We start from the raw sequence: 23479 nt of genomic DNA on the forward strand, positions 1-23479 counted from the left end.
TGATTCGTTGCGTCGATCTGAGTTAAGTTGTTCTATAAAATAGATATAAGGGATTTTTTTATGAGCGATCTTGTCGGAAGATTTCTTTCCGAAGATGACAAAGCGACAATAGAGAAAAAAGTTCGCGAGACTGAAAAACGGACTGCTGGAGAAATTGTTGTGATGGTTGTCTCTTCGAGTCATCATTATCCTCTTGCAAACATTCTTGGCGGGATGCTGTTCGGTATTATCGCAGGAGTTACGGTTTCCTTGATAACGGGTCTGGGTACCATGTGGCATTTTCTGGGTTTTTTCGTGCTGGCATTTGTGTTGAGCAATGAGGTTATCAAGAGGAGTTTTTTTCTCAAGCGCCTGTTTGTTACCGGTTCCGATATGGACGAGGAGGTTGAAGAAGCAGCGATAGGATCGTTTTATAAAAAGGAGATATACAATACCAGGAATCATACAGGAATTTTGATCTACATATCCCTTTTTGAACATCGAGTATGGGTGTTCGGGGACAAAGGCATCGATGCGTCAGTGGATAAATCTGTGTGGCAGGAGATAACCGGTATGATAACGGCAGGCATCAAGGAGAAGAGGCAAGTTTCAGCTATCTGCCGAGCTGTCGAGCGTTGCGGCGATATTCTCGAAAAGCATTTTCCGGCAGAGCCGGATAACTCGAATGAACTTGGTGATTCCGTGATAATAGGGCATTGAAACGAGAAGAAGAGGCTTATGAAATCGTTGTGCAAGCTTACGAGAAAAGAGGTGGAAAAAAATATCAAGAACCTGGTGAAGGATGTGGTCAAGCCAAGATACTATTGTGAGAAATGTGCACGGGTTTCGAAAAAGAAGGAACATCTGTGCAAGCCGGTAAAGATTGTTTCCTGATCACGCGGTTGATCTACCGTTTTTTTCAACAATGAAACAGCAAAAAATGCATATTTAACAACAACAGCCCTTCGCGTCAGCGTATCGCATTTCGTATGAGGTTGGCTATCTTTCTATCCTGTACGGAAGCTGTTTGTGTTTTCGTGCTTTATTAAATTCGAGAGAGTTCACAATGACGTATTACAAAAATCTTTTACCGTTGTTTCTTCTGATTGTTTGTTTTGGTCTCGGTGCATGTGGCCCGAGTGCCGAGGAACTCAATACCAGTGCAATGGAGAAGCTGGAAAACGAGGATTTCGGTGGGGCACTGGAAGATCTCAACAAAGCCATCGAGCAGGATTCAGGGTATGCGGTGTCCTACTTTAACCGCGGGCATGTTTACATAAAAACCGGAGAGCTACTGAAAGTGCTCGAAAATTTCGACAAAGCCATTCATCTGGACTCGGGGTATGTAGAAGCATACTATAACCGTGGTATAATTTACAGCTACTTCGAAGAGTATGATAAATCAATGGCTGATTTCAACAAGGTTATAGTGCTGCATCCAGAGGATACGGAGGCCTATGTCAGCAGGGCTTTGGTTCGTTCATGGCTCGGTGACAGGGAAGGGGAACTTGCCGACCTGAAGGTAGCTGCCAGACTCGGTGACCATGCTATTCGCGAGTTGCTCGAGGATAACGGCATTGAATGGGACGATGAAGCGGCGAAAGAGGGTACAAGCGATCATGAAGATGAAAAAGCGTTGACGCGGTAGCTTGAACAATACCAAGGTGCCTGAGACCGTCATACTGATCGAATATTTTTTCTTTGCTGTAACGGGAACCGGTATATCCGGCCGGTGAATTCCTCTCGATTGCTATGAAACGTTTTCTTATGACACTGCGCTCTTCGATGCAGGGACAGAAAACAACAAAGAGCGATGTTCCTTTTGTTGTCGACGAACGCAGCACAACCCTGGAGAAACGGTGATTCTTTTTGTTGAAAGCCAGGAATCGAAAAAGCGCAGGATGGGTGCTCTTCTTACTGTTCTTGTACTTTTTGCCTCATTGATATTCCTCATGAATGATTATCGTCTTTCAGGATCGACCACCGGAGATCTCGAACGTGAAGAAAGCTGGGAACGCTCAGGGGTGATGCCTGATATCATGGTTTCCGGCATCGAGGTTCAACCAAGGGTGCCCCGGGGAGCCGAGTCGTTTGTTCTGAGTGTCTTCTGCCAGAACATCGGTGTCGTCCGGTCAGGGATTTACACCGTCGAGGTCGTTGTCGGTGATGTCAATGGAGGCGAGGTGTTTAAAAGCCGGGCCGTGCAAAAAAAGGCCCTTGAACCGGGGCAAGTAGGGGCTGCTTTTTCAGCCTCGGTCGACCTCGATGGATTCCTCCCCGGTAAGTATACCATATCGGCTATGGTAATTCCCGAGGGCTTTGAAGACAGTAATTCCGAGAACAATCGAAGTTCAAGGGTTGTCGATATATTGTAACCGGTTGTCTTTTGTTAGAGGAAATATGAAAATTGATGAAAGCGATAAAAATCCTAAGGCGTAGTAGATATAAGGATCTCTCATAGATGCAACCCCATTGTTTTCGATAGTACGACAGAGTCCGTGTAGAGAAGTAACGGAATGACGTTGTACTGAATTCCCTTATGTGCCTTAGAGACATATCTCTTGGAAGGGTTCCATTGTTTCTGCGGTGCACAGTCCGATATGGAAGAGAATGACAGTGCCGCAGATTTATTTCCCGGAATTCTATATTGTTATGTTTATTGCAGAAAATGACAGCGTTATCGTGGTGAAAAGCGGATGCTGTCGGTACCATAACGATGTAAGGTTGACGATTCATGAAAAAAACAGCGTTGTATTCGTGGCACGAGGAAAGAGGGGCGAAAATGATCGATTTCTGCGGTTACCTCATGCCTGTTCAGTATTCCGGAATTATTGCAGAACATAAGTGCGTTCGTACTGCAGTGGGGCTTTTCGATGTTTCCCATATGGGCAACTTTTATGTTACAGGGGCACGTTCTCTCGAGTTTCTTCAGTTCATGACTTCCAATGATGCGGCTTCCCTGAAAAACGGTCAGGCGCAGTATACGTTGATGCTTTATCCCGATGGCGGAATTGTCGATGATCTTATCATCTACAGAATAGATCATGAAACATGGTTTCTTGTCGTCAATGCAAGTAATATGGAAAAAGATTTCAATTGGCTCAGGGAGCATGTCGAAAAGTTCGAGGGTGTGTCGGTTGAAGATCACACGGAGAGACTTTCACTCATTGCCATGCAGGGGCCTAAGTCGATGCATATTCTTGAACGTGTCTTTTCTTCATCGGTATGCGAACAGCTTTCTCCTTTTCAGTTCCTCAGGACCGGCTTTCAGGGCAGTGAGCTCATGATAGCCTGTACTGGGTATACGGGAGAAAAAGGTGTCGAGATTTCGGTCCCGAATGACCGTGCTGAGGATTTATGGAAGGTTTTCATGCAGGAAGGCAGTGAATTTGGTATTCAGCCCATTGGGCTTGGAGCAAGGGACACTTTGCGGCTTGAAATGGGCTACCCGCTCTATGGTCATGAAATAAGCCGTGAAACCAACCCAGTTGAAACTCGATTGAAGTGGGTGACGAAACTTGACAAGGATGATTTTATCGGCAAGGAAGCTTGTATGGAAGTTGATCGCCAGCCTGAGCGGACCATTGTTGGGTTTGTTATGGAAGAGCGTGCGATTCCTCGCCAGGGGTATGTGTTGTACGACAGTGCCGGAAATGAAATCGGAAATGTCTGCAGCGGTACCATGTCACCAACCTTGAAGAAACCTATAGGGACAGCACATGTTTTGCGGAGCTCGATGGCGCCGGGAAGCATTGTTTTCATGGATGTCAGGAATAAGCGTTACAGTGGTAGGGTTGTCAAATTGCCGTTTGTCAATCGGGGGTGAAAATAGGGAGAATGGGTAATGGGGATTAGGTAATGGGGGATGGATGGTTATGGGACACGTTTCATACCAATGAACGATCAATGAACAATGAATTAGACTTCAGGCATAGTTACTTTCATGAATAAGGATAAGCTGAAAAAAGAGCTGTCAGGGATAGTGCTGGGCATCATTGCCTTTTTTTATATCGGGGCGTTGCTGTTTTATGATAGAGATGACCAAACGGTTCTTGCAGGATTGAAGTGGTATGAGTTTTTTGGCCGTAACGCTATGGAAACGGTTTCCAAGCTTCACAATCCTTTCGGTATTTTCGGAGCACGCCTGGCGGAACTTTTCATCAGATCTTTTCTAGGCTATATTTCAATTGTTCCTGGTTTGGCTGTTATATACTGGGCGTGGTCTCTTTTGCGTCATAAAAGCCTCAAGCCTCCGTTGCTTTTTACGTTTTATACGGTTTTCATTTCTCTTCTTGCGGCTTCCATGTTCGGGTTGACTACCGCTCCGTTCGGTGATGTCATGTCCGGTGTGATAGGAAGGATGCTGGCAGCATTTCTTTCAACGGTTATCGGCTATACGGGTGCATGGATTCTGCTTGGTGCACTGGCGGTGGCGGCAACTCTTTTCGCTGTAAGAGTTCTTGTTGAAAATCCGCTTGACAAGCTGCGTTCTGCGATCACCGGTGTCGGAGCGTTCAAGGGACGCATTGTTTCTTCCTTCGAGAGCAGGAGAAAGGAGGAATCGAAACCTGAAACCGAAGATGCGGAGTTGAGCCTGCCATTTCCTCCTGAAAAACCGGACAACGCTTTTGTCGAAAAGCTGAATGAAGAACCTCAGGAAGAGATAACGAACTCTCTTCCACCAGTCCAAACTGATGATGAGCCGGAAATAACCATTCGTGAAGGAGTGCATGAGAAAGAGGCCGATCTCGATAAACGCAGACTCAAGGTAAAGACAAAAGACAGGGTTGCCTATCGTTTTCCTTCTGTTGATCTGCTTCGTCATGCTCGTGATGAAGACGATTATATTGATGAAACGCTGCTTGAAGACAGTAAGAACAGGCTGCTTGAAAAGTTGCGGATATACAAGGTGGAGGTTGTGAGAATATCTGCAACCGTCGGTCCGAGAGTGACTCTTTTTGAACTTGAACTCGCACCCGATGTCAAGGTAAGCCGGGTGACGTCACTGGAAAATGATCTTGCGATGGCGATGGCGGCAAGAGGTATCAGGATCATTGCTCCGATTCCTGGGAAAAATGCCGTTGGTGTTGAAATTCCGCATGGCAAGCCGCGAACCGTTTGGATGCGTTCGGTTCTTCAGGTTGAAAAATTCAAGAACAACAGGCTGGCCCTGCCGGTTGTTTTGGGGAAAACCATTGCCAACCAGGTCTATCTTGAAGATCTTGTTACCATGCCGCACCTTCTCATTGCAGGAGCAACCGGTTCGGGAAAGTCGGTAGGTATCAACGTCATGTTGACCAGTCTTCTCTATGCATGCAGTCCTGACAGGGTCAAATTTGTGCTGATAGATCCCAAACGCGTCGAACTGCTGCATTATCAGAACCTCAAAAACCATTTTCTTGTAAAGTTTCACGGTCTTGACGAACAGATAATCACCGATCCGGCTAAAGCGGTGTATGCATTGAAATCGGTCGAGAAAGAGATGGAGCAGCGTTACGATCTGCTTGAAAAAGCCGGGGTTCGTAACATTGCGGATTACAACCGCAAACAGCCTGACCAGGCATTACCTTATCTTGTTGTCGTTGTCGATGAACTGGCAGACCTCATGATTACCGCAGGAAGGGATGTTGAAGAACCGATCACCCGCCTTGCACAACTCTCGAGAGCTGTCGGCATTCACCTTATTGTTGCGACGCAGAGGCCGTCTGTCGATATCATAACGGGGGTCATTAAAGCGAACTTTCCTGCAAGGATCGCTTTTCAGGTCGCAAGTAAGGTTGATTCCCGTACCATACTCGATGGGTCGGGTGCCGAACAGCTTCTTGGGAATGGTGATATGCTGTATCAGCCAACCTCACAGCCAAAACCCGAACGCATTCAATGTCCTTATGTCTCTTCAGGCGAAGTGGAGGCTATTACATCGTTTATCGGGAAACAGGACGGTTTGAAAAATTTCTATCATCTTCCCCAGCCGGATATCAGGGAAAAAGGAAATGGTATGCAAAATGGCGGTTTTCAGGATAAAGATGGAAGGGACTCCATGTTTGAGGAAGCCGCACATCTCGTTGTTATGCACCAGCAGGGTAGTGTTTCCCTGCTTCAACGTCGTCTGAAACTGGGTTTCAGCAGGGCTGCCCGTATTATGGATCAACTCGAAGCAGCCGGTATCGTGGGGCCTGCAGACGGTAGCAAGGCTCGTGATGTTTTGGTTGACAGTCACGATGCGCTTGATTTGTTGTTGAGAAATCTCGACTGAGAGAACCTCCGTTTTATCGGGAAGCGTGACTCTGAATGAGTGGGCTTTGAAAAAAAACATCGAACCTGTTGTTTCTGACAATCGCCTGATTTGGGAAAACCATTTTGTTTTTTGCTTGTGACAGTTCATATTAGGTCATGGGACACTATACCCTTGATTGTTTCCGTACACAAAAACAAAGAATATGAATACCAATAAAGATTATTTACCGGATACCGATCCACTGTATGACAGGGTTATAAAGGCACTTGAAGATGTTCGCCCTTACCTTCAGGCTGATGGCGGAGACTGCCAGCTTGTCGGCATTACCAAAGATATGGTTGTCGACGTCAAACTTCTCGGAGCTTGCGGTTCATGTCCGATGAGTACACTGACACTTCGTGCAGGGGTTGAACAGGCAGTCAAGAGAGCTATTCCTGAAATCGCAAGAGTGGAATCGGTGTAAAAGCGAGTGGTAAATTCGTAATGAAAAGAGGCTGTCATGAAAAGGCAGCCTTTCGTATTGTAAGCAGATAATACTTGATGGTTCTGCTCCCCTTTGTGATTACTCTTCGCGAGCCTGGCTTCTGAGGAACAAAACAACTGTTTCACAGGTCTTACCCTGGAATCCATCGTATCATAACGCTTCTATGGGTGCCGGATCACCCCGTGTAATACTTATTGTTTATATTACACAGGGCGGCATGACTTTCGTCAATTGTGGTGGGCGCACGCTGCGGCATTATGTATGGAAATTTCTCTTGCAACCTCACAGGCTGCAGTGTCGATTGCCTTTGCAGCTATGCTGTCGGGAGACTCCACGACAACCGGCTTCCCACTATCTCCTCCTTCTCTGATACTACCCCCGATCGGTATGGAGCCAAGAAGTGCTATTCCCTGCGCCTTGGCGAACTTTTCCCCGCCTCCTTTGCCGAATATGTAATCTTTTGTGCCATCGGGCAGAAGATAGTGGCTCATATTCTCTATGAGGCCGAGCAGTGGTACGTTGACTTTTCTGAACATGGTGACCGCTTTCGAAACATCAGCCAGGGCAACATCCTGGGGAGTTGTGACGATGACGGCACCGTTGACGGGAAGCGTCTGCACAAGAGTGAGTTGAATATCCCCTGTGCCGGGAGGAAGGTCGAAAATGAGATAGTCCAGTTCACCCCATGCGACATCTGTGATGAACTGCTTTATGGCGGATGATGCCATGGGGCCTCTCCAGATGACCGGGTTGTCGCTTTCGATCAAAAATCCGATTGACATCAGTTTCACACCGTATTTTTCTATTGGTACGATGGTTTTGTCAACTACTTCCGGGCGCTTGTTCTCGAGGCCGAACATCGTCGGAATGCTTGGTCCGTAGAGATCGGCGTCGATCAGGCCGACTTTCGCTCCTGTTCGGGCGAGGCTCACTGCAAGGTTTACTGCTACTGTCGATTTGCCGACTCCTCCTTTGCCCGAACCGACGGCGATAATGTTTCTGACATTGGGTAAGGGATTTGCTTTTTCTCCATGGTTGCCGCAGCTTGTCCCTGAGGTGACTTTTGCAGGAAGATCTATTGTTATTTCACCCGCTTCGGGCAGTCGGTCGCGAATAACGGCAGTACAGGTGTTTCTGAAGTGTTCCTTCATCGGGCAGGCTGGTGTAGTCAGCTGGATGCTGAAAGAGATGTTGTTGCTGTCATCGATGCGTATGTCCTCGATCATATTCAAAGAGACCAGATCTTTTTTCAGGTCAGGGTCCATGACGTTTTCAAGAGCTTCAAGTACCTGCTTCTCGGTAATTACTGGCATATCGTAAACTATTTATGAGGTTCTGAAAAAGTACGTATAAGCGTTTTAGTAGGCTTATTTGTTTTTATAACGTAATGATAATGGTACTCCGGTAAAATCGAATGTTTGCCGAAGACGCTTTTCGAGAAACCGTTTATAATTGTTGAGTACAAGGTCCGGGTTGTTGCAGAAAAACGCAAATACCGGGTAATGAGCGCCGATCTGGGTCATATATTTTATTTTGAGTTCACGGCCTGACTTTGAGGAAGGTGGAACTTCCGAAAGCACCTGTTGCAGGAACCTGTTGAGCTCGCTTGTGCTTATTTTTCTTTGGCGGTTCAGCGATATTTCATAAGCGGTGTCGATCGCTTTGAAAAGGTTTTTTCTGGTCAGTGCCGAAACGAAATGGATCGGAATCCAGGAGAGATTCCCGATTTGAGCATAGAGATTGTCACTATATTTTTTACTTGTTTTCGAATCTTTTTCAATAAGATCCCATTTGTTCACAAGGATAAGGATTCCTTTTTTCTTTTCGGCCGCCATCTGTATAATCTTTATATCCTGTTTTTCAAGGCCTTGCTCTGCGTCGAGCAACAGCAATGCTACATCGCACCGTTCGATGGATTTTTCCGTCCGCAAAGAGCTGTAAAATTCTATGCCTTTGTCGATTTTTGTTCGTTTACGAAGTCCTGCGGTATCGATCAACAAAAAGTCCTTTCCGTTACGCTTGAATCTGCTGTCGATAGCGTCTCTCGTCGTTCCGGGTGTGTTTGAGACTATGTGCCGGTTTGTGCCGAGAAGAGCGTTGACAAAGCTTGATTTACCGACATTGGGGCGTCCTATGATGGCAAGTCTGGTCGTATCGTCTTGTTCATCCTCCAGGCATGTTTCGGGAAAAGAGTCCACAATTTCATCGAGCAGGTCAGCGACCCCTGTTCCTTCCCTGGCAGATATGAACCAGGGTTCGGAAAAGCCGGTTTTACGAAATTCCTCACCTTCATAAGCAAGCTGGCGGCTTTCAACCTTGTTTACGATCAGATAAACCGGTTTATCCTGGAAATGTTTTTTAAGCATGTTACTCATGTCGAGATCGAGATAGGTCAGCCCGGAGCGTACGTCGACCATGAACAAAATGACGTCGGCTTCACGTATTGCCGCAAGTGTCTGCTCGAGCATGGCGGTACTTATCGTGTCCTTTTCATGGCAATATCCCCCGGTATCCATGACCATGAACTGCTTTCCTTGCCATTCCGCCTGTACAATATGGCGATCCCTCGTAACCCCGGGGGTACTGTCGGTAATTGCGCTTTTGCTCCGTGTAATACGATTGAAAAGGGTTGATTTCCCGACGTTCGGTCGGCCGACTAGAGCTACAAGAGGTTTCATTGTTCGTTTTAATGGCTTGCCAGCCAGACAGCTCGATGGCTGAATGGCCATGACGTTATGAGACATATGACAATGTAGTGTTCACAGGTCTGTCTTCCGGAACGTGTAAGGTGGTTGAAGCCTTCATGGTTCTTGCATACAGGTTTCAAAATTACACTATATCATCGTCATAATATTCAGCAAATGAAAATACTTTTGCTTTTCTTTGTTAACTGCCTGCCAGGCGATTCTGCCGCATGCGATCAAGGCTCTTGTTGCATTAAAAGGTAATGTACAATGCTTTCGCCAGATCATTGACAGTTGCAATTGTTTTTGGCAAGGTATAATGTTTGTAGAATTATTTGAAATAAATTACATTGCCAGACACAATTTTTTGGAATGTTTCTCTAAACAATGTACGAGGATGAGTAAGACGATTAGTTTCAAGACATATTCGGCCAAGCCCGGTGAAGTTGAGCGCAAATGGTATGTCGTTGATGCGGAAGGTAAGGTGTTGGGCCGTCTTGCCAGTGAAATCGCGAAGGTACTGCGTGGAAAACACAAGCCGCAGTTTACCCCACATGTAGACACGGGAGATTTCGTTATCGTAACGAATGCCGGTAAAATCGGATTGAGTGGAAGAAAAATCGATCAAAAGACCTACTTTTCACACTCGAATTATCCTGGCGGTGTCAAGGTTGAAAACGTCAAGGAGCTTCTCGTGAAAAACCCTGAAAAGGTTATCGAAAAAGCTGTGTGGGGAATGCTTCCGCACAATAATCTCGGAAGAGCTCTTTTCAAGAAGCTCAAAGTATATGCTGGCCCCGAGCATCCGCATGCTGCCCAGTGTCCTGTTGAAATGAAAGTTAACTAATAAAAAAAAATGGTGATGAAAGAGGTTATCAATGCAGTGGGTCGCAGAAAAACCTCGGTGGCGAGGGTTTTTCTTGTTCCGGGTAAAGGATCCGTTACGGTCAACAAGCGACCTGTTGATGAGTATTTCAGGGACGAATACAAAAGAAGCGAAGCGCTCAAGCCCTTGATGCTTTCCGGAAAGCAGGACGAGTTTGATGTCAAAATCAATGTGCGGGGTGGTGGTATCAGTGGCCAGGCAGGTGCGGTAAGTCTTGCTATCGCAAGGGCTCTTGTCGAAGTCGATGCTGAAAACCGTTTGTTGTTCCGTAAAGACAGGCTCATGACCAGGGATCCCCGTATGGTTGAGAGGAAGAAATATGGTCAGAAAAAAGCTCGTAAGAGATTCCAGTTCTCGAAACGTTAAGTTCTTTATTTTACTATTATATCAACAACGCATATTCTGCTGATCCGCTTCGGCGGGTGACGTTGTACGGAGGTGTCCAGTATGGTCTGTACCGGATTCCGTGCGATATGGGCAGGGTAGAGGAAAAACCGTTAGAATTATGCAGCAGACACAGACAGTATCGAGATTTCAGCTTGAAGACATGCTACGCTCCGGTGTGCATTTCGGTCACCTGGCACGCCGCTGGTGTCCCAAAATGAAGCCGTACATCTTCATGGAAAAGAACGGCGTACACATCATCGATCTCAAAAAAACTCTTGTAATGGCTGAAGAGGCTATGAAAGCCATCGAGGCAATCGCCATGACAGGACGGGAGATCATGTTTGTAGGGACGAAAAAACAGGCGAAATCCATTATCGCAGAAGAGGCTGAACGCGCAGGTATGCCTTATGTTTCGGAGAGATGGCTTGGCGGTATGCTTACCAACTTTTCGACAATCCGTCAAAGCATTCGTAGGATGAATGCAATTGACAGGATGGAGACCGATGGCACCTTCGATATGATCACCAAGAAGGAACGCCTCATGCTTATGCGTGAGAAAGAAAAGCTTGTGAGAATACTCGGTGGTATTGCAGAGATGACCAGGTTGCCAGCGGCACTTTTTGTCGTCGATATCAAAAAAGAGCATATAGCGGTAAGAGAGGCCCGGTCACTCGGGATACCGATTTTCGCTCTTGTCGATACCAATTGTGACCCCGATGAGGTTGATTTCGTTATTCCTGCAAACGATGATGCTATCCGTTCCATTGAATTGATGGTCAAAGGTGTTGCAGATGCGATTGCAAGTGCTCGTCAGCAGTCTGCTGAAGAAGCTGCAATGGCTGAGGCCCAAGAAACCGCAGAAGAAGGTGACAAAGCTGGTCAGGAAGGGAGTGCACAGGATTAATTATTATTTTACCATTCAAACCATACAAAGAGTGTAATGAGTCAGATATCTGCAAAAACGGTTAAAGAGTTAAGAGACAAGACCGGCGTTGGTATGATGGACTGCAAAAAAGCACTGGATGAAACCGGCGGCGATATGCAGAAAGCCATGGAGTATCTTCGTAAAAAAGGTGCGGCACTTGCGGCAAAGCGTGCTGAACGTGAGGCAAGAGAAGGCGTGATCGTTGTCAGAATCAACGATGCCGCTGATACCGGGGTTATTCTCGAACTCAATTGTGAGACCGATTTCGTGGCACGGGGTGAAGATTTTACAGGTTTCGCCGAAGCAATTGCTCAATTTGCACTCGAGGGTGGTATCGATTCGGCAGAGCGTATGATGAGTGTTTCTCTGGGTGATGTTCATGGCAATGAACCGGTAGAGGATGCCATTAAGACCATGACGGGAAAACTCGGAGAAAAAATAGAACTCAAGCGGTTGGAGTATGTGAAATCGGAAGCAGGGCTTGTTGCCGGTTACGTACATCCAGGGTCAAAGCTCGGAGCCATGGTCAAGGTGTCTGCTGAAAGTACCCCGGAGTCCATTGTTTTCGCTAAAGATATAGCCATGCAGGTCGCCGCGGCTTCACCTGTCGTTGTTGAGCGTAACGGTGTTCCGGCTGATTATATCGACAAGGAGAAAGAAATTTATCGTCAACAGGCTTTGAGTCAGGGGAAACCCGAACAATTTGTCGATAAAATTGTGACCGGTCGTCTGGAAAAATACTACCAGGAGGTGGTGTTGCTCGAGCAATCCTTTATAAAGGATAGCAATGCAAAGGTTGACGATGTGCTCAGAGATTTTATAAAACAGCACGATATGCAAATGACGATAGACGGTTTTGTCAGATATCAGTTGGGTGAATAAATCGAAAAGCCTCGTTTTACGAGGCTTTTTTTTGGTGTAAAATATTCTGGAGATACACTCATGTTACAGTATAAGCGCATCCTTCTCAAACTAAGCGGTGAGGCACTTGCCGGTGATGAGGGTTATGGAATCGATGCCCGCATGGTGGATCGTTATGCGGGAGAAATTAAAAAGGCACTTGAACTCGGCGCGGAAATTGCACTGGTAATAGGGGGCGGTAACATTTTTCGAGGTTTGTCTTCGGCAGCGGCAGACATGGACCGTGTTCAGGCAGATCATATGGGCATGCTTGCCACTGTCATCAATTCTCTTGCATTTCAGGATGCGCTTGAAAGAAAAGGGGTTTTTACACGTCTCATGAGCGCGATCAAGATGGAGCAGGTCGCAGAACCGTTTATCCGCAGGCGTGCAATACGTCATCTTGAAAAAGGCCGTGTGGTAATTTTCGGTGGCGGTACGGGTAACCCTTACTTCACAACCGATACGGCAGCTTCACTCCGGGCTGTCGAGATCGAGGCTGACGTCATTGTCAAAGGAACACGGGTCGACGGTGTTTACACCTCTGATCCGGAAAAAAATCCAACCGCTGAAATGTACCGTAACATTTCATATATCGATGTTCTGAAAAAGAATCTCAGGGTAATGGACCTCACAGCCATTACTCTCTGCAGCGAAAATCTTCTTCCTATTGTCGTCATGAACATGAATGTGGAAGGTAATTTTGTGCGATTATTGAACGGTGAAGCTGTCGGGACGCTTGTCAACCGTGGAGAAGAGTAAACCGGTATGGCATTTCTAGGTGAGTACGGCATTTTCCGGTTGACCGATGACAGTCGTTAGGCTCCTTTTCTGTGGATACGTAACCCGAGAACCCTTCGAAGCATTCCGGATCGGGTACCGCAATCACACGAAACGAACCGTTCCTCCTACACGAGTCAGGTTTGGTTGCTGAGGGATTCAGGATCGAAAAATCTGGTCGAGGGTTTGTCGGATCGTCTGGCTGTCAAATCCTCTGTTCATCAAAAAGGCATGCAGCCTTCGCCGCCTGTAACGGTCATCTCCCTTGAGGAAGGGCAGTTTTTTCAATGCCGCATCGAGGCAATGGCTCGAGCTGTCATACTCACTGAGAACCTCTTCGATAACTTCTTCTGATACGCCTTTTCGGAGCAATTCATGTCTGAGTTTATAACGCCCCGAGGGTTTTTTTCTCGATTTGCTTCCTATGTAGTTCAACGCGAACGATCTGTCATCGAGCAGGCCGAGCTCATCGAGCCGCTCCAGGGTTTTAGCTATAGCTTCGGGGCTGAATTGCCGGCGTTCGAGTTTTGTGATGATTTCCTTGCGTGAATGTTCTCGGTTGCCGAGGTAGCGAATGGCAAGTTCGAAAGCCTTTTTGTCTGAGTTTTCGGTCATGGTGTTTCCCGTTTGTAACTAATGGCTTGTTAGGGGTGATGCCTGATAGCTTAATGGCAAAGCAATCAAACTATCTGCTTCTCGTATTTCCATTAACTACTACCGCTGTTATCCCAAAGTAACAACAACCGGAAAAATAATGGAACGACTGTCTTGCGGGGTTTTCAGGGTTTCAGGTTTTTGCTATATTCAAAGCCTTACATAATGATACTCTTTAGTAATTTTCGCCTCTTCAGATATTAGACGTTTTTTTCTATGAAAAACCTCTGGGAAGAAACTGGATTCGATACGACATTGGAATCACTGGAAGTTGATGCCCGACTGCCTCGAGAGCTCGCCGAACTTGTCTATGCCTCTCGCCTGCTGGGCAGAGAAAGCAGGCTTGTCATGCATGGAGGAGGTAATACGTCTGTAAAAAGTCAGCTGACCGATGTTCTCGGCTATAAAGTCAACGTGCTGTTTATAAAAGGAAGCGGAGTTGATCTGGCAGATGTTACAGCGTACGATTTTACACCGGTCAGAATTGAACCTCTCGACAAACTGATGCAAATGGTGCTGTCCGGTGAGAATCTGACCAATGAGGATCTCAAGAGATTTTCAAACAGGGAGCTCAAAAATTTTCTGTTCCTGAACCTTTTCAGTCTGACCGATCACATGGTCAAAAACGGTCTGACCCCTTCGATTGAAACCCTGCTCCATGCTTTTTTACCTCATAAATATATCTATCATACCCATTCTCAGGCTCTGCTGACGTTAACCAACCAGCCAAATGGAGAAAAGCTCTGTAGAGAGGTGTTTGGTGACCGGTTTGGTATTGTGCCATATATGAGGCCGGGCCTCGAGCTTGCCTGTTCTGCCGAACAAATCTATGCGGAAAACAGAGACGTGGAGGGTCTTGTGCTGCTGAAGCACGGATTGGTCACTTTTGGAGAGACATCCAAAAAAGCCTACGATCTGATGATCGGTGCAGTTTCAAAATTGGAAGATAGGATCGAGCAGGCGGAAAGAAACGTGTTCCCTTCAGTTGATTTGCCTGAAAAACTTCTTCCTGTCGAGAAAGTCGCTCCGGTAATCAGGGGTGCTTGTGCAATGGAAAAAGTACCTGAGAGTCGAGATTATGAAAGCTTTGTGCTTGATTTTCGGACTTCTCCGGAGATCATGGAATATGTCAACTGTGACGATCTTGAATCTCTGACCCGTAAGGGCAGCATGACGCCGGATTTCATTATCCGTACCAAAAATCTACCTTTGGTTCTCTCTGTTCCCGACGCGTCGGAACCTGAAAGGTTCCGGCAAGGCGTTCATGATGCTGTGGATGCATATAAAAAAGAGTATTCGGCTTACTTTACAAAACAACAACAGGCTTCCGGCATAAATGTCGATATGCTGGATCCGCTACCGAGAGTTGTTCTGGTTCCGGGGCTTGGGTTGTTTGGGCTCGGTAAAACACTCAAGGATGCCCGTACTACGGCTGATATCGCTACAAGTACGGCAGAAGCTGTGCTTCAGGCGGAATCGATCGGCTGTTTCGAATCTATCAGCGAACACGAGGTTTTCGGAATAGAGTACTGGGATATGGAGCAAGCCAAGGTGAAAAAAGTGCAACATGATGTTTTTGCCGGAAAAGTTGCCATGGTGACCGGTGCCGCAGGTGCTATTGGCTTGGCTACAGCCAAAGCGTTCAAGGATAGGGGGGCGGAAATCGCAATTCTCGATCTGGACGCCGAGAGTCTCGAAAAAGCAAAGAACAAACTGGGACCCGATACACTTGCCGTTGTCTGTGACGTTACCGACCGTTCATCCGTTTCGAGTGCATTTACAAAAATATGCCGTAAATTCGGAGGGGTCGATATCGTTGTTTCCAACGTTGGTGCTGCTATACAGGGAAGGATCGGCGAAGTCGCCGATGATGTGTTGAGAAAAAGTTTTGAACTGAATTTCTTTTCCCACCAGGCAATTTCACAAGAAGCTGTTGCGATCATGAAGCAGCAGGGCATGGGTGGAAACCTGCTGTACAACGTGTCAAAACAGGCAGTCAATCCCGGTCCGGATTTCGGGCCGTACGGTCTCCCCAAAGCAGCAACGCTTTTTCTTGTTCGTCAGTATGCCCTCGATCACGGTCGTGATGGTATCCGTGCGAACGGTATCAATGCGGACAGGATTCGCAGTGGACTGCTGAACGAGGATATGATTTCGTCACGCTCGAAAGCACGGGGACTCAGTGTCCGGGAGTATATGGCTGGTAACCTTCTCGAGCTCGAGGTTACGGCCGAAGATGTTGCCGATGCATTTATACACCTTGCACTCGAGAGAAAAACAACAGGTTCGATTACGACGGTGGATGGCGGTAACATTGCAGCTGCGCTGAGATAAGATTTCAAGAGTTTCTATCCATTAAAAAAACGCATAACAGGAGCATAAACTATGCCGGAAGTAGATCAGGTGAAACAGGAGAAAAATTACTTTACCGATGTACCGGTAGATACTCATGGTTTTTTTCTTAAAGGAGCAAGTGCTCTGGATTGGGGTATGAAAAACCGTTTGTCCAGGATTTTCAGGCCTGATACCGGAAAGACCGTCATGTTTGCGATCGATCACGGTTATTTTCAGGGGCCGACAACAGGACTCGAGCGGGTCGACCTCAATATAGTACCGCTTATGCAGTACTCGGATGCTATCATGTTGACGAGAGGCATTCTTCGGACTACCGTTCCTCCAACGTTGACCAAAGCGGTTGTCATGCGTAGCAGTGGCGGGCCAAGCATCCTCAAGGAGCTCTCCGATGAACAGATAGCCGTTGATATTGACGATGCGATCCGCATGAATGTCGCTGCCATCACTCTTCAGGTTTTTATCGGGGGTGAGTTCGAAACCCGCTCGATTCATAATATGACCAAACTTATCGATTGGGGTTACCGGTATGGTATTCCCGTTATGGCTGTAACCGCTGTCGGAAAGAATATGGTCCGTGATGCGAAGTATTTCCGTCTTGCTTGTAGAATGTGTGCCGAGCTTGGAGCTCAGATAGTCAAAACATACTACGTTCCTGAAGATTTCGATACCGTCGTATCATCGTGTCCTGTTCCAATCGTTATGGCCGGCGGTAAGAAGATTCCCGAACTCGATGCACTTACCATGTCTTATAGAGCGATTCAAGAAGGAGCAGCCGGGGTTGACATGGGAAGAAATATCTTTCAGAGCGAAGCTCCGGTGGCTATGATGAAAGCCGTGAATCGGATTGTTCATGAAAACTTGACGCCTGAAGAAGCATTTGACTATTTCAACAGCATCAAAGCTGAAGGGTAGGGAAAGGCGCAATCCAATGGGACGGTTTCATCGGGTATCGGCCGAAGTACGAACAGGAAAAGGCAGGTAATCCTGTTTTTTTACAATTCCTGCACTGAACGACGTATTATGAATGCAGAGGAGATAAAAGGTTTTTTTGCAGATCGCGACAAGCTCGACATGGATGATTACCTCACACTCGAGTATTACCTCGAGTGTGTCGGTGACATCGAAACAGCTTTGGCTCATTTTTGTAGTGAGCAGTCAACCGCTCAGTGGAGCAGGGTTGGCTTTGACGAGGATTTCAGGACGTTGTATGGCGCCAAGGTCCTCGATTGGCAGGTTCTCGAAGAGCTTGATGCGTTGAGCTATCCGGTGGAACACGCTGCTGTTGGGAAAATTCATGCATGCCGGGTTACCATAGCGCATCCTCATGGGAATTTTGGACCCAAGCTTCCCAACCTGATTACCGCTGTCTGCGGTGAAGGGACGTTTTTTACGCCGGGTATCCCGCTTGTCAAGCTGCTGGATATATCGTTTCCGGACAATTACCTCGCACAGTTCGAGGGGCCAAAGTTCGGTATCGATGGCATTCGCGATATGCTTGGGGCATATAACCGGCCTATTTTTTTCGGAGTCGTCAAGCCTAACATCGGGCTGCAGCCCGAGCATTTTGCCGAGATTGCCTATCAAAGCTGGCTTGGCGGTCTCGATATAGCAAAAGATGACGAGATGTTGGCGGATGTTCCCTGGTCAACGACCAGAAAGCGTACGAAACTTCTTGGCAAAGCACGGCTCAGGGCTGAAAAGGTGACCGGAGATAAAAAAATCTACCTCGCCAATATCACCGATGAGGTTGATAAAATGATCGAACAGCATGATATCGCTGTGGCAAATGGTGCAAATGCACTTCTTCTGAACGCTGTTCCCGTAGGACTGAGTGCTGTACGGATGCTGCGTAAACATACAAAAGTCCCCTTGATAGGGCATTTTCCTTTTATCGCGGCATTTACCCGTCTTAAAAAGTTCGGTGTTCATTCCAGAGTTGTAACCAAGTTGCAGCGTCTGGCAGGCCTCGATGCAATCATCATGCCGGGGTTTGGCAATCGTATGATGACTCCCGAACAGGAAGTTCGTGAAAATATCGAGGAGTGTCTCAATGAAATGGGAACGGTAAAACGTTCACTACCTGTTCCGGGCGGGAGTGATTCCGCGTTGACTCTCGAGAGCGTTTACCGGAAAGTCGGCAGTGTCGATTTCGGGTTTGTTCCGGGAAGAGGGATTTTCGGGCATCCAATGGGTCCTAAAGCAGGTGCGTCGAGTATTCGCCAAGCATGGGATGCCATCGAGAGTGGTCAGTCTCTTGATTGCTATGCGGATACTCATCCGGAGCTCATGGCAATGCTGGGGAAATAATAAGTCAAAATTCAAAAAATTAGAAGTCAAAAAGCAACACGTTCAATCCCCGATGATGTATGTTTTGACTCTTGAGTGCATATTTTTGGCTTTTGCCTTTTCACTTTTGACTTGACAGCTGTGGCAAAACTCTTCGATAAGGTTGCTATCATTACCGGTTCAACCAAAGGGATCGGCAAAGTCATCGCACAGGCGTTCGTACGGGAAGGTGCGAAGGTTGTTATCACTTCCAGCAGCAAGATCAATGTCGATACTGCACTGAATGATTTTCCCGAACAGAACGTTTTCGGTCACGTTTGCGATGTGTCGAACTGTGTGGAGCTTGAAAAGCTGGTTTCAGCGACTGTCGAGCGGTTTGGAAAACTCGATGTTTTTATCAACAACGCAGGAATATCCGACACGTTCTATAACATTACCGATAGTGACCCCGAGGACTGGGGACGTGTCGTAGATATTAACCTGAAGGGTACATATTATGGTACGAGGGCAGCCTTGAACTATTTTCTTGAAACCGGCAATTCAGGAAAAATCATCAACATGGCCGGTTCGGGTACCGATAAAAAATCGAATACTCCCTATATCAGCGCGTATGGTTCATCGAAAGCTGCAATAGCGAGATTTACTTTCGCTGTTGCGGAAGAATATAAAAACCATCCGGTTTCCATCATGTTGTTGCATCCGGGGCTCGTTCGTACAGAAATGATACGTTCCGGCCCGCAGACTCCTGAAATGAAGCGTCAGCAGGCAACATTTCAGACCATAGTCGATATTTTTTCCCAACCGCCTTCTGTGGCAGCATCATTGGCGGTGAAAATGGCCAGCGAAAAAGGCGGATGTAACAGTGGTGATTACCTTTCTGCACTCGATGGAAAGCGTAAAAAATGGCTTCTGTTTTCCTATCCATTTCGAAAACTGTTTCATAGAATCGATCGGACAAACTATTAGCGTACTGAACAAGCTGCTCGATGATGTGTGAAGACATATATCATATGTCCGTGTGAACGGGGAGAAAAAGGCAACGAAGGAAAGCTGATCGATAACATTCGTAGCTATCAAAAAAGGAGAGAGGATTGTGTTCAGGATCAAGGGGCTTATGGGATTTCTTCCAGTTTTTTTAGGCCTTGTGCTTTTTTTGCAAGGCTGCTATTCTTTTACAGGGGCATCGATACCTCCACATATCAAGACGGTTGCCGTGCCTACCTTCAAGGAGCAATCAGGGGCTGGTGTGGCTCAACTGAGTGCCGAGTTCACGGAAAAACTGATCGATACGATTGAATTGCAAAGTTCTTTGAGTATAGAGTCGGACATTAATAGGGCAGATGCCGTGCTTGAAGCGGCAATTGTGTCGTTCAGCGATGAACCGAGCCAGATTGGCAGCGAAACCGAACGTGCGATAACCAATAGGATTACGATTGTCGTCCGTGCATCATTCACCGACCGTGTGGAAAACAAAGCCTTTTTTACCAACACCCCGTTTACTGGATTCGATGATTACAATATCGGTGACTTTGCCGGAAAAGAAGAGGCGATCGATACGGTCGTCGACCAGATTGTCGATGACCTTTTTAACCGCATGATCTCTAATTGGTAGGTCGAGTGTGACTGGTACATGAGACAAAAAGTTATCTGCATAACGGGAGGCACGGACGGGATCGGACGCGCGGCGGCTTTACAGCTTGCGAGCAAAGGTTCAGTGGTTATTCTGCATGGCAGAAACGGTGATCGGCTTGAAAAGGTAAAAAGAGAGATCGCTTTACTTTCCGGAAATGCAAAGATCAGGAAAATTAAAGCCGATTTCAGTTCTCTCGATGAGGTTGCCGTAATGGCTGAAACACTGCTTGAAAGTGAGCAGTCAATAGATGTGCTGATCAATAATGCCGGTCTTTATAGAGCACGAAGGGAACTGACGGTCGATGGCTTTGAAACCACCTTTGCCGTGAACTATCTTGCTCATTTCCGCCTGACTCTTCTGCTGGAACCACTCCTGCTCAAAAGCAGAGCCCGTATTATCAATGTCAGTTCGGTCGATCATCTCAGTGCCGGTTTCGACTTCGGAAACATGCAGGGAGAGCGACATTATACGGGTTATGATGCCTATGCCTTCAGCAAGCTCTGTAACATCATGTTCACGGTCGAACATGCCGAACGGCTCGAGGGAACAGGGGTTACCGTCAATACCCTGGATCCCGGCATTCTTGCAACGAAGTTGCTTCATGCCGGATGGCCGCTTTCTGGAGAAGATCCGGCACGAGGTGGTGAGAGGTTGGCGTGGCTAGCACTTGCAAAGGATGTCGAGGCGATAACCGGCTGTTATTTCGAAAACGACCGACAGGTTTCATATTCTTCGCTTGTCGAGGATCGCCAATTACGCCAGGAACTTTGGGATATCAGTGAAAAGATGCTGGAGCCCAAGGGATGAAGAAAACGCCATTCTTCATCTATCGTTATTCATTTGTTTTCGTTTTCTGAACTATCTTCTTTCTTTTCACTATTCACTATCATTCCATGACAGTATCAGCGTCAAGTCCGGTCGGTATCTTTGATTCGGGTATTGGTGGGCTTACCGTGGTAAAAGCCATACAGTCTCTTCTGCCTTCGGAACGTATTATTTATTTCGGTGACACTGCACGTGTTCCTTATGGTTCGAAATCGCAAGTCACGATTCGCAAATACGCACAGGACGATACTGCGATTTTGATGAAGTATCAGCCGAAGATGATCATTGTTGCTTGCAATACCGTTTCAGCTCTTGCGCTCGATGTAGTCAAACAGGTTGGTAACGGTGTCCCGGTGCTGGGAGTATTGGAGGCCGGGGCTGCCCTTGCGGTTCAACACTCGCGTAACAACCGTATCGGGGTTATAGGAACCCGGGCGACTATCGCGTCGAATGCCTACTCGCTTGCCATCGGTTTGATCGAACCTGCTGTTGAAGTGTTTTCTTCGCCCTGTCCTTTGTTCGTTCCACTTGCAGAAGAAGGGTATATCGATCATCCTGCTTCACGTATGATAGCCCGGGAATATCTCGAGGGACTATTGGAACAGGGTGTCGATACTCTTGTTCTCGGGTGTACGCATTACCCGATACTCAGGAATTTGATAGAGGAAACCGTAGGACCGGATATCGCTATCATAGACTCTGCAGAAGCCATTGCTCTCAAGGCAAAAGAGGTGCTGGTTGAAAACAACCTGCTCAATGATTCCGCCAGTTCGGTTTTTCCTCATCTTCTTGTCAGCGATCTTCCCCAGAAGTTTAAAGCATTATGTGAACTTTTCCTTGGTCGTGATATTCCGGATGTGGAACTGGTCGACGTGTGAGAGAGGTTCAGGTGTGTAGGTAGTAGGGAATGGGTAATCGGTAATCGGTAATGGGTAATAGGGAATGGCGGAAAGTCATGTTGCACTCGATGCGGCATCCATGGTGACGCTCATTGGAAGATGGGTCCCCGGGTCTCGCTGCGCTTGCCCGAGGATGACAAGAGGGGAGAAGCCGTGCCGTTCCGCGGAATAGACGTTTAGATTACACAGGGATGGGGTGTAATCCTCTACGAAAGTCATGCCGCGCTCGATGCGGCATCCATGGTGACGTTCATTGGAAGATGGATCCCCGGGTCGCGCTGCGCGTGCCCGAGGATGACTTTTTTTTCTTTTCCGCAGCACTCAGCACTCAGCACCAGCACTCAGCATTTCTCAAACATTGAATCGGAATACAATGACGTCGCCGTCTTTGACAACGTATTCCTTTCCTTCGGAGCGCATTTTTCCAGCTTCCTTGGCTTTTTGTTCCGAGCCGCAGGAAATCATGTCGTCATAGGCGATGACTTCAGCGCGGATGAACCCTTTTTCAAAATCGGTATGAATCACTCCTGCAGCTTCGGGAGCTGCAGCACCCTTGCGTATGGTCCAGGCACGGACTTCTTTTTCCCCTGCTGTAAAGTAGGTGTGCAAACCAAGCAAATCATAAGCGGTCCGAATGATACGGTCGAGGCCCGACATTTCCAATCCGAGGCTTTCCAGGAACTCCGGTCTGTCTTCTTCTGGCAGTTCTGCGATTTCAGCTTCGGTTTTAGCGCTGATGATGAGCATTTTTGCATCTTCTTTTTCAGCGATTTCGGCTACCTTAGCAGTGAAACTGTTCCCCTCGGGGAGATCGCCGTCGGAAACGTTGGCAGCATACAGCACGGGTTTGGCCGAGAGTAGAAAAAACTGATTGCCGAGAAGTTTTTCTTCGTCGGTTTCCAGAAGCAAGCGTGCCGGAGTGCCATTCCCTAAGCCATCGATGAGCTTTTCGGCGAGGTCTACGGCAGGCAGAAGTTCTTTTTCCTTTTTGGCGTTTTTCTTCAGTTTGTCCAGTCGTTTTTCCATGCTTTCAAGATCGGCAAGGATCAGCTCGGTTTCGATGGTGGCAATATCATCAGCAGGGTCTACCTTGCCATGGACATGGATGACGTTGGTATCTTCGAAACATCGTACAACATGAACAATTGCGTCAACCTCCCTTATATGTGACAGGAACTGGTTGCCGAGTCCTTCTCCTTTACTCGCGCCCCGAACAAGCCCTGCGATATCTACCAGTTCGATGGTTGCAGGAATGATTGTCGATGTTTTGGCTATTTCGGAAAGCTGTTGAAGTCTTTTGTCAGGAACAAGCACCATGCCTACGTTGGGATCGATGGTACAGAATGGATAATTCTCAGCTTCAGCCTGTTTGGCTGTTATAGCATTGAAAAGCGTTGATTTACCGACATTGGGCAACCCGACTATTCCGCAACGTAAAGCCATAAGTAATGAAAAAAGTTATAGGTAGTGGTTATGGAACCATATATGATGGGCCTTTGAAATAATCAATATATTTGCAAAAAGCAAAATTTTTTTATAGAATAGCAGGCTAACTCAAAATGTT

The 23479-nt window shown here is 47.1% G+C and carries 23 protein-coding genes; 18 read left to right on the forward strand and 5 right to left on the reverse strand.

From position 1 onward, the window contains the following. Nucleotides 1-60: 60 nt before the first annotated feature. From QZ209_RS11205 to QZ209_RS11230, 6 genes are all read left to right on the forward strand, one after another. Nucleotides 61-699 (forward strand): hypothetical protein, encoded by a 639-nt coding sequence (locus QZ209_RS11205; RefSeq protein ID WP_294347923.1) that lies wholly within the window; start codon nucleotides 61-63, stop codon nucleotides 697-699. A gap of 346 nt (nucleotides 700-1045) precedes the next feature. Further along, on the forward strand, nucleotides 1046-1627 hold the full coding sequence (locus tag QZ209_RS11210) for a hypothetical protein (protein WP_294347925.1): 582 nt from the start codon (nucleotides 1046-1048) through the stop codon (nucleotides 1625-1627). Nucleotides 1628-1838: 211 nt separating this feature from the next. After that, nucleotides 1839-2354, forward strand: coding sequence for a hypothetical protein (locus QZ209_RS11215; RefSeq protein WP_294347926.1), 516 nt, complete (start codon nucleotides 1839-1841; stop codon nucleotides 2352-2354). Nucleotides 2355-2713: 359 nt separating this feature from the next. Next, nucleotides 2714-3805 carry a glycine cleavage system aminomethyltransferase GcvT gene (gcvT, locus tag QZ209_RS11220; RefSeq protein WP_294347928.1) on the forward strand — a complete coding sequence of 364 codons (1092 nt, stop codon included), beginning with the start codon at nucleotides 2714-2716 and terminating at the stop codon, nucleotides 3803-3805. Between the two features lie 117 nt (nucleotides 3806-3922). Next, nucleotides 3923-6235 carry a DNA translocase FtsK gene (locus QZ209_RS11225; RefSeq protein ID WP_294347929.1) on the forward strand — a complete coding sequence of 771 codons (2313 nt, stop codon included), beginning with the start codon at nucleotides 3923-3925 and terminating at the stop codon, nucleotides 6233-6235. A 184-nt stretch (nucleotides 6236-6419) separates the two neighbouring features. After that, nucleotides 6420-6680, forward strand: coding sequence for a NifU family protein (locus tag QZ209_RS11230; protein WP_110022340.1), 261 nt, complete (start codon nucleotides 6420-6422; stop codon nucleotides 6678-6680). A 248-nt stretch (nucleotides 6681-6928) separates the two neighbouring features. Here the strand turns inward: QZ209_RS11230 and QZ209_RS11235 are convergent, their stop codons facing one another. Both QZ209_RS11235 and der read right to left on the reverse strand, forming a co-directional pair. After that, nucleotides 6929-8014, reverse strand: coding sequence for an Mrp/NBP35 family ATP-binding protein (locus QZ209_RS11235; protein WP_294347932.1), 1086 nt, complete (start codon nucleotides 8012-8014; stop codon nucleotides 6929-6931). A gap of 54 nt (nucleotides 8015-8068) precedes the next feature. Then, a complete protein-coding gene (der, locus tag QZ209_RS11240) occupies nucleotides 8069-9379 on the reverse strand; it encodes a ribosome biogenesis GTPase Der (RefSeq protein ID WP_294347934.1) in 1311 nt (436 codons plus the stop codon). Nucleotides 9380-9782: 403 nt separating this feature from the next. Between der and rplM the strand changes: the two genes are divergently transcribed. The 5 genes from rplM (at nucleotide 9783) to pyrH (ending at nucleotide 13245) form a co-directional block, all read left to right on the forward strand. Further along, entirely contained in the window at nucleotides 9783-10232 is a 450-nt protein-coding gene (gene rplM / locus QZ209_RS11245; protein WP_110022337.1) for a 50S ribosomal protein L13, read from the forward strand. A gap of 15 nt (nucleotides 10233-10247) precedes the next feature. After that, on the forward strand, nucleotides 10248-10637 hold the full coding sequence (gene rpsI / locus QZ209_RS11250) for a 30S ribosomal protein S9 (protein ID WP_294347936.1): 390 nt from the start codon (nucleotides 10248-10250) through the stop codon (nucleotides 10635-10637). A gap of 139 nt (nucleotides 10638-10776) precedes the next feature. Further along, entirely contained in the window at nucleotides 10777-11562 is a 786-nt protein-coding gene (gene rpsB / locus QZ209_RS11255) for a 30S ribosomal protein S2 (protein WP_294347938.1), read from the forward strand. A 36-nt stretch (nucleotides 11563-11598) separates the two neighbouring features. Continuing rightward, complete coding sequence (gene tsf, locus QZ209_RS11260; protein ID WP_294347939.1) at nucleotides 11599-12465, forward strand: translation elongation factor Ts; 867 nt, start codon at nucleotides 11599-11601, stop codon at nucleotides 12463-12465. A gap of 60 nt (nucleotides 12466-12525) precedes the next feature. Next, nucleotides 12526-13245: a UMP kinase gene (gene pyrH / locus QZ209_RS11265; protein ID WP_294347941.1), complete on the forward strand. Its 720-nt coding sequence runs from the start codon at nucleotides 12526-12528 to the stop codon at nucleotides 13243-13245. 177 nt (nucleotides 13246-13422) lie between these two features. Here the strand turns inward: pyrH and QZ209_RS11270 are convergent, their stop codons facing one another. Then, nucleotides 13423-13878 (reverse strand): regulatory protein RecX, encoded by a 456-nt coding sequence (locus tag QZ209_RS11270; RefSeq protein WP_294347943.1) that lies wholly within the window; start codon nucleotides 13876-13878, stop codon nucleotides 13423-13425. A 255-nt stretch (nucleotides 13879-14133) separates the two neighbouring features. On the opposite strand from QZ209_RS11270, the gene QZ209_RS11275 reads away from it, so the two are divergent. From QZ209_RS11275 to murI, 7 genes are all read left to right on the forward strand, one after another. Beyond that, on the forward strand, nucleotides 14134-16251 hold the full coding sequence (locus tag QZ209_RS11275) for a bifunctional aldolase/short-chain dehydrogenase (protein ID WP_294347945.1): 2118 nt from the start codon (nucleotides 14134-14136) through the stop codon (nucleotides 16249-16251). Nucleotides 16252-16302: 51 nt separating this feature from the next. After that, nucleotides 16303-17184 carry a 3-hydroxy-5-phosphonooxypentane-2,4-dione thiolase gene (gene lsrF, locus QZ209_RS11280; protein ID WP_294347946.1) on the forward strand — a complete coding sequence of 294 codons (882 nt, stop codon included), beginning with the start codon at nucleotides 16303-16305 and terminating at the stop codon, nucleotides 17182-17184. A gap of 108 nt (nucleotides 17185-17292) precedes the next feature. Continuing rightward, complete coding sequence (locus tag QZ209_RS11285; protein ID WP_294347948.1) at nucleotides 17293-18579, forward strand: RuBisCO large subunit C-terminal-like domain-containing protein; 1287 nt, start codon at nucleotides 17293-17295, stop codon at nucleotides 18577-18579. A gap of 120 nt (nucleotides 18580-18699) precedes the next feature. Beyond that, on the forward strand, nucleotides 18700-19524 hold the full coding sequence (locus QZ209_RS11290) for an SDR family oxidoreductase (protein WP_294347950.1): 825 nt from the start codon (nucleotides 18700-18702) through the stop codon (nucleotides 19522-19524). A gap of 127 nt (nucleotides 19525-19651) precedes the next feature. Continuing rightward, a complete protein-coding gene (locus QZ209_RS11295) occupies nucleotides 19652-20170 on the forward strand; it encodes an LptE family protein (RefSeq protein WP_366515767.1) in 519 nt (172 codons plus the stop codon). An 18-nt stretch (nucleotides 20171-20188) separates the two neighbouring features. Then, entirely contained in the window at nucleotides 20189-20998 is an 810-nt protein-coding gene (locus tag QZ209_RS11300; protein ID WP_294347952.1) for an SDR family NAD(P)-dependent oxidoreductase, read from the forward strand. An 86-nt stretch (nucleotides 20999-21084) separates the two neighbouring features. Then, complete coding sequence (gene murI / locus QZ209_RS11305; RefSeq protein ID WP_294347953.1) at nucleotides 21085-21894, forward strand: glutamate racemase; 810 nt, start codon at nucleotides 21085-21087, stop codon at nucleotides 21892-21894. Between the two features lie 75 nt (nucleotides 21895-21969). Here the strand turns inward: murI and QZ209_RS11310 are convergent, their stop codons facing one another. Both QZ209_RS11310 and ychF read right to left on the reverse strand, forming a co-directional pair. Beyond that, nucleotides 21970-22134, reverse strand: a complete 165-nt coding sequence (locus tag QZ209_RS11310; protein WP_294347955.1) for a hypothetical protein — start codon at nucleotides 22132-22134, stop codon at nucleotides 21970-21972. Between the two features lie 132 nt (nucleotides 22135-22266). Then, a complete protein-coding gene (ychF, locus tag QZ209_RS11315; RefSeq protein WP_294347957.1) occupies nucleotides 22267-23358 on the reverse strand; it encodes a redox-regulated ATPase YchF in 1092 nt (363 codons plus the stop codon). Nucleotides 23359-23479 lie beyond the last annotated feature (121 nt).

The organism is Prosthecochloris sp. (genome assembly GCA_015482705.2).
In the GTDB taxonomy this organism is placed as follows: domain Bacteria; phylum Bacteroidota; class Chlorobiia; order Chlorobiales; family Chlorobiaceae; genus Prosthecochloris.